Below are 4934 nucleotides of genomic sequence, written 5' to 3'. Positions count from 1 at the left end.
CGGGGCGATCCCCGCAGGGCGCCGAACGCACCACTGCCGCGCTTTCCGGCCCCGAGAACCGTTCGGCGCCCGAGGAGACGCCCCGGCGCGCGCCCGGCCCCACCGGAACCGCCCCCACCGCAACCGCCCAGGCCCCCGCCGAAGCCCCCGCACCGAGCAAAGCCCCCAGCACGGAACCCGGCCAAGCCCCCGGCACGGGACCCGGCACGGGACCCGGCACGGAACCCCGCCAAGCCCCCGGCACGGGACCCCGCACGGGACCCCGCATAAGCCGAGCCACCCCCATCCGCCGAGCCACCCCCATCCGCCGAGCCACCCCCATCCGCCGAGCCACCCGCAGGGTCCGCCGCACCGCCGCCGTCCTCGCCGTCCTCGCCACCGGCGCCGTCATCCTCGCCGCCCTGAACTCCGGCACGCGCCACGGCCACCTCGACCCCCGCTCCGCCGACCCCTCCGGCAGCCGCGCCGTCGCCGAGCTCCTCAAGGAACGCGGCGTCACGACCCGCGTCGTCACCACCGCCCGCGAGGCCGCCGCCGCGACCGGCCCCCGCACCACCCTCCTCGTCACCGACCCGGACCGCCTCGGCGCCACCCAGCGCAGCGTCATCCGCTCCGCCATCGACCTCTCCGGCGGTCGCACCGTCCTCCTCGCCCCCGGTGACCCCAGCCTTGCCGAGCTCTCCCCCGGGGTACGCACCGACGGCGACGCCCCCGACGACGTCCTCGCCCCCCGCTGCAACCTGCCCGCCGCCACCTCCGCAGGCCGCGCCGCCACCGGCGGCAACCTCCGCTACACCACCTCCCTCCCCGGAGCCACCACCTGCTACCCCAGCGGCGGCCGCCCCACCCTCCTCGTCCTCCCCACCGGCACCACCGGCGGCGACACCGTCCTCCTCGGCTCCGAGAGAGTCCTCCTCAACGAGAGCCTCGCCGAGGAGGGCAACTCCTCCCTCGCCCTCCAGCTCCTCGGCTCCCGCCCGAACCTCGTCTGGTACATGCCGTCCCTCGCGGACTCCGACCCGTCCGCCGGCTCCGGCGACGAGGACAAGAGCCTCTTCGAACTCGTCCCGGCCGGCTGGTCCTGGGCCCTGCTCCAGCTCTTCGTCGCCGCCGTCCTCGCCGCCCTGTGGCGCGCCCGCCGCCTGGGCCCCCTCGTCACCGAGAAGCTCCCTGTCGTCATCCGCGCCTCCGAGACCACCGAGGGCCGCGCCCGCCTCTACCGCAGGGCCGGGGCCCGCGACCGCGCCTCGACCGTGCTGCGTGCCGCCGCCCGCGAACGCCTGGCCGCGCTCGTCGGCGTACCGCCCGCCCACGCCCACGCACCGGCCGCCCTCGTCCCGGCCGTCTCCGCCCGCCTGACCGGCGAGCCCCGGGACGTGAACGCCCTCCTCTTCGGCCCCATCCCCTCCGACGACGCGGCACTCGTCGCGCTCGCCGACCACCTCGACGCCCTCGAAAGAGAGGTCCGCACGTCATGACGTACCCGGCCACCGAGTCCACGGCCGCGACCGCGGACAGCGCCCGCGCTTCCCTCGAAGCGCTCCGCACGGAGATCGGCAAGGCCGTGGTCGGCCAGGACTCCGCCGTCACCGGTCTCGTCGTCGCCCTGCTGTGCCGCGGCCACGTCCTCCTCGAAGGCGTCCCCGGCGTCGCCAAGACCCTCCTCGTACGGGCCCTGGCCGCGTCCCTGGAACTCGACGCCAAGCGCGTCCAGTTCACCCCCGACCTGATGCCCGGCGACGTCACCGGCTCGCTCGTCTACGATGCCCGCACCGCCGGGTTCTCCTTCCAGGACGGCCCGGTCTTCACCAACCTCCTCCTCGCCGACGAGATCAACCGGACGCCCCCGAAGACCCAGTCCTCCCTCCTCGAAGCGATGGAGGAGCGCCAGGTCACCGTCGACGGCACCCCCCGCAAGCTGCCCGAGCCGTTCCTCGTCGCCGCGACCATGAACCCGGTCGAGTACGAGGGCACGTACCCCCTCCCCGAGGCGCAGCTGGACCGCTTCCTGCTCAAGCTCACCGTGCCCCTCCCCTCCCGCGAGGACGAGATCGGCGTCCTGAGCCGGCACGCCGCCGGCTTCGACCCCCGCGACCTGAAGGCGGCCGGCATCCGCCCGGTCGCCGGCCCGGCGCAGCTCGAAGCGGCCCGCGAGGCTGTCTCCCGGGTCTCCGTCTCCCACGAGATCGCCGGGTACGTCGTCGACATCTGCCGGGCCACCCGCGAATCGCCCTCGCTGGTCCTCGGCGTCTCCCCGCGCGGCGCTACCGCCCTGCTGGCCACCGCCCGCGCCTGGGCCTGGCTCACCGGCCGCGACTACGTCACCCCCGACGACGTCAAGGCCCTCTCGCTGCCGACCCTGCGTCACCGGGTCCAGCTGCGTCCGGAGGCGGAGATGGAGGGCGTCACGGCCGACGCCGTCATCACGGCGATCCTCTCCCACGTCCCCGTCCCGCGCTGATGGCCCTCACCGGACGCGCCGCCCTGCTGGCGGCCCTCGGCAGCATCCCGGTCGGCGTCCTGGAGCCGAGCTGGGCGGGCATGCTCGCGGTCAACGGCCCGATCGCGCTGGCCTGCGCGATCGACTACGCCCTGGCCGCGCCCGTACGCAGCCTCGTGCTGGGCCGCTCCGGGGACACCTCCGTCCGCCTCGGCGAACCCGCGGACGTCCACCTCACCGTCACCAACCCGGGGGGCCGCACGCTCCGGGCCCGCGTCCGCGACGCGTGGCCCCCGAGCAGCTGGACCCCGGGCACGGAGGCGGCGGCCTCCCGCCACGAGGTGGTCGTCCCCGCCGGCGAACGCCGCCGCCTGACGACCCGCCTCCTTCCCACCCGCCGCGGCGACCGCCACGCCGACCGCGTCACGATCCGCTCGTACGGGCCGCTGGGCCTGTGGGCCCGCCAGGGCTCGCAGGCGGCCCCCTGGACGGTCCGGGTCCTGCCCCCGTTCACCAGCCGCAGGCACCTCCCGTCCCGGCTGGCCCGCCTGCACGAACTGGACGGCCGCACCAGCCTGCTGACCCGCGGCGAGGGCACGGAATTCGACAGCCTGCGCGACTACGTCCCCGGCGACGACACCCGTTCCATCGACTGGCGCGCCACGGCCCGCCGGCACAAGGTGGCCGTCCGCACCTGGCGCCCCGAACGCGACCGGCACATCCTGATCTGCCTCGACACCGGCCGTACCTCGGCGGGCCGCGTCGGTGACGCTCCCCGCCTGGACTCGGCGATGGACGCGGCCCTGCTCCTCGCCGCCCTGGCCACCCGCGCCGGCGACCGCGTGGACCTCCTGGCCCACGACCGCCGCCCCCGCGCACAGGTCCAGGGCCGCGCGGCGGCCGACGTCCTCCCGTCGTTCGTGAACGCGATGGCCACCCTCGAACCGGAACTGGTCGAGACGGACTCCCGCACCCTGGTGTCCACCATCCTCCGCAATGCCCCGCGCAGGTCCCTGGTGGTCCTCCTGACGAGCCTGGACGCCGCCCCCGTCGAAGAGGGCCTGCTCCCGCTCCTCCCGCGCCTCACGAAGCGCCACACGGTTCTGCTGGCCTCGGTGGCCGACCCGCACGTCGCGGCGATGGCCGGATCCCGGGGCGACGTGGACGCGGTCTACGAGGCCGCGGCCGCCAGCCAGACCCAGACCCAGCGCCTCCGCACGGCCGACCAGCTCGGCCGTCACGGCGTCCACGTGGTCGACGCCACCCCCGACACCCTGGCCCCCTCCCTGGCCGACGCCTACCTCTCCCTGAAGGCCGCGGGGCGCCTCTGAGGGGCTGTCCGCATGGATACCCTGGCAGGGCGCCCCATCAGGAGGACACATGGCTGACTTCACCCCCGAGCAGAGGCGCCGCATGCACGACTTCGCGGAACAGCTCGCGGAGCTGGCGGAGCACCAGGAGGACCGGTGGAAGGTGCAGACCACCGACGGTCAGATCTTTCTCACGATGGTGAGTCCCACGGCTCCGCACGGCCTCAACGTGGTGCGGTTGCGCCGACAGATCGAGGCTCAGACCGCAGAGTTCATGGCCACGCCTTCGGCGACAGCGTCACGGCCGGCCGCTGGACGCTCGACACGAGCAGCCTGAAAAGCTATCCCGCCGACTGGTGATACGGACCCCCGGCTCCGAACCAGCCGACAGGCCCCATGAACGCAGAAGAGCCCCGCACCGTACGGTGTGGGGCTCTTCCGGGCTCGCCATGGCAACTAGTACTGCCAGCGCGGCTGGGTGCCGTCCAGTCGGCAGTGGATCAGGCGCCCGTTCCCGGCGTGGGTGGACCGCCCCAGGTCGGCCTTCCGGCAGAACTGGCCGGCGTTGTAGCAGTTCCCGGCGTTGGAGACGATCTCGCACTCGGCCTTCGCGGGCGGCGCCGACGCCTTCGTCGTGGCCGGTGCGGCCGGCTTGGTCGTCCGTGTGGCCGGCGGCTTCGGGGCGGCCGTACGCGTCGCTGCGGGAGCTGCCGTGCTCGGAGGCGCCGAGGTCGGCGAGGGGGACGCCGAAGGCGTGGGCGTCAGGGTGGGAGAGGGAGAAAGGGACGGTTCGGCAGAGGTCTGCGACGGGACCGCCGAGGTGGCTGCCGGTGGCAGCGACACCGCCGGCCCGTCGCCCTCCACCGGCCCGCAGGCGACGGTGACCCCTGCCACCAGCAAACCGACCAGGAACCGCTTCACCAACACGCTGGTACGTCTACCGCCCTGCGCGTCTCTGCCGTCGACCGTGCGCATCCGTGCCCCCACCCTGAGCTCTTCGAAGGAGGCACATCATATGAACATCCGTTCCGCTTCCGCCGGGTTTCCCTCGAACCGGAGCCCTGAACGCAGAAAAGCCCCGCACCCTTTGGGTGCGGGGCTTTCCCACAATGATTGTTCGGCGGCGTCCTACTCTCCCACAGGGTCCCCCCTGCAGTACCATCGGCGCTGAAAGGCTTAGCTTC

5 protein-coding genes are annotated in these 4934 nt (G+C 74.2%); 4 read left to right on the top strand and 1 reads right to left on the bottom strand.

Features of this window, described 5'->3' with window-relative positions:
- Positions 1–284: 284 nt before the first annotated feature.
- Genes ACIPXC_RS34845 through ACIPXC_RS34830 form a run of 4 tightly spaced genes read left to right on the top strand, consistent with a single transcriptional unit; the run spans position 285 to position 4087 of the window.
- Complete coding sequence (locus ACIPXC_RS34845) at positions 285–1478, top strand: DUF4350 domain-containing protein (protein ID WP_401626482.1); 1194 nt, start codon at positions 285–287, stop codon at positions 1476–1478.
- Complete coding sequence (locus ACIPXC_RS34840; RefSeq protein ID WP_401626479.1) at positions 1475–2461, top strand: AAA family ATPase; 987 nt, start codon at positions 1475–1477, stop codon at positions 2459–2461. The genes ACIPXC_RS34845 and ACIPXC_RS34840 overlap by 4 nt, the downstream gene beginning before the upstream one ends.
- A complete protein-coding gene (locus tag ACIPXC_RS34835; protein WP_401626476.1) occupies positions 2461–3771 on the top strand; it encodes a DUF58 domain-containing protein in 1311 nt (436 codons plus the stop codon). Before ACIPXC_RS34840 ends, ACIPXC_RS34835 begins: the two co-directional genes overlap by 1 nt.
- 49 nt (positions 3772–3820) lie before the next feature.
- Positions 3821–4087 (top strand): hypothetical protein, encoded by a 267-nt coding sequence (locus ACIPXC_RS34830; RefSeq protein WP_401626474.1) that lies wholly within the window; start codon positions 3821–3823, stop codon positions 4085–4087.
- A gap of 119 nt (positions 4088–4206) precedes the next feature.
- Here ACIPXC_RS34830 and ACIPXC_RS34825 read toward each other — a convergent pair whose 3' ends face one another.
- A complete protein-coding gene (locus ACIPXC_RS34825) occupies positions 4207–4671 on the bottom strand; it encodes a hypothetical protein (protein WP_401626471.1) in 465 nt (154 codons plus the stop codon).
- Positions 4672–4934 lie beyond the last annotated feature (263 nt).

Source organism: Streptomyces sp. NPDC090021 (genome assembly GCF_044748225.1).
In the GTDB taxonomy this organism is placed as follows: Bacteria; Actinomycetota; Actinomycetes; order Streptomycetales; family Streptomycetaceae; genus Streptomyces.
Note: the sequence above shows the minus strand (reverse complement) of the source record. Positions and strands in the feature narration are given on the sequence as shown.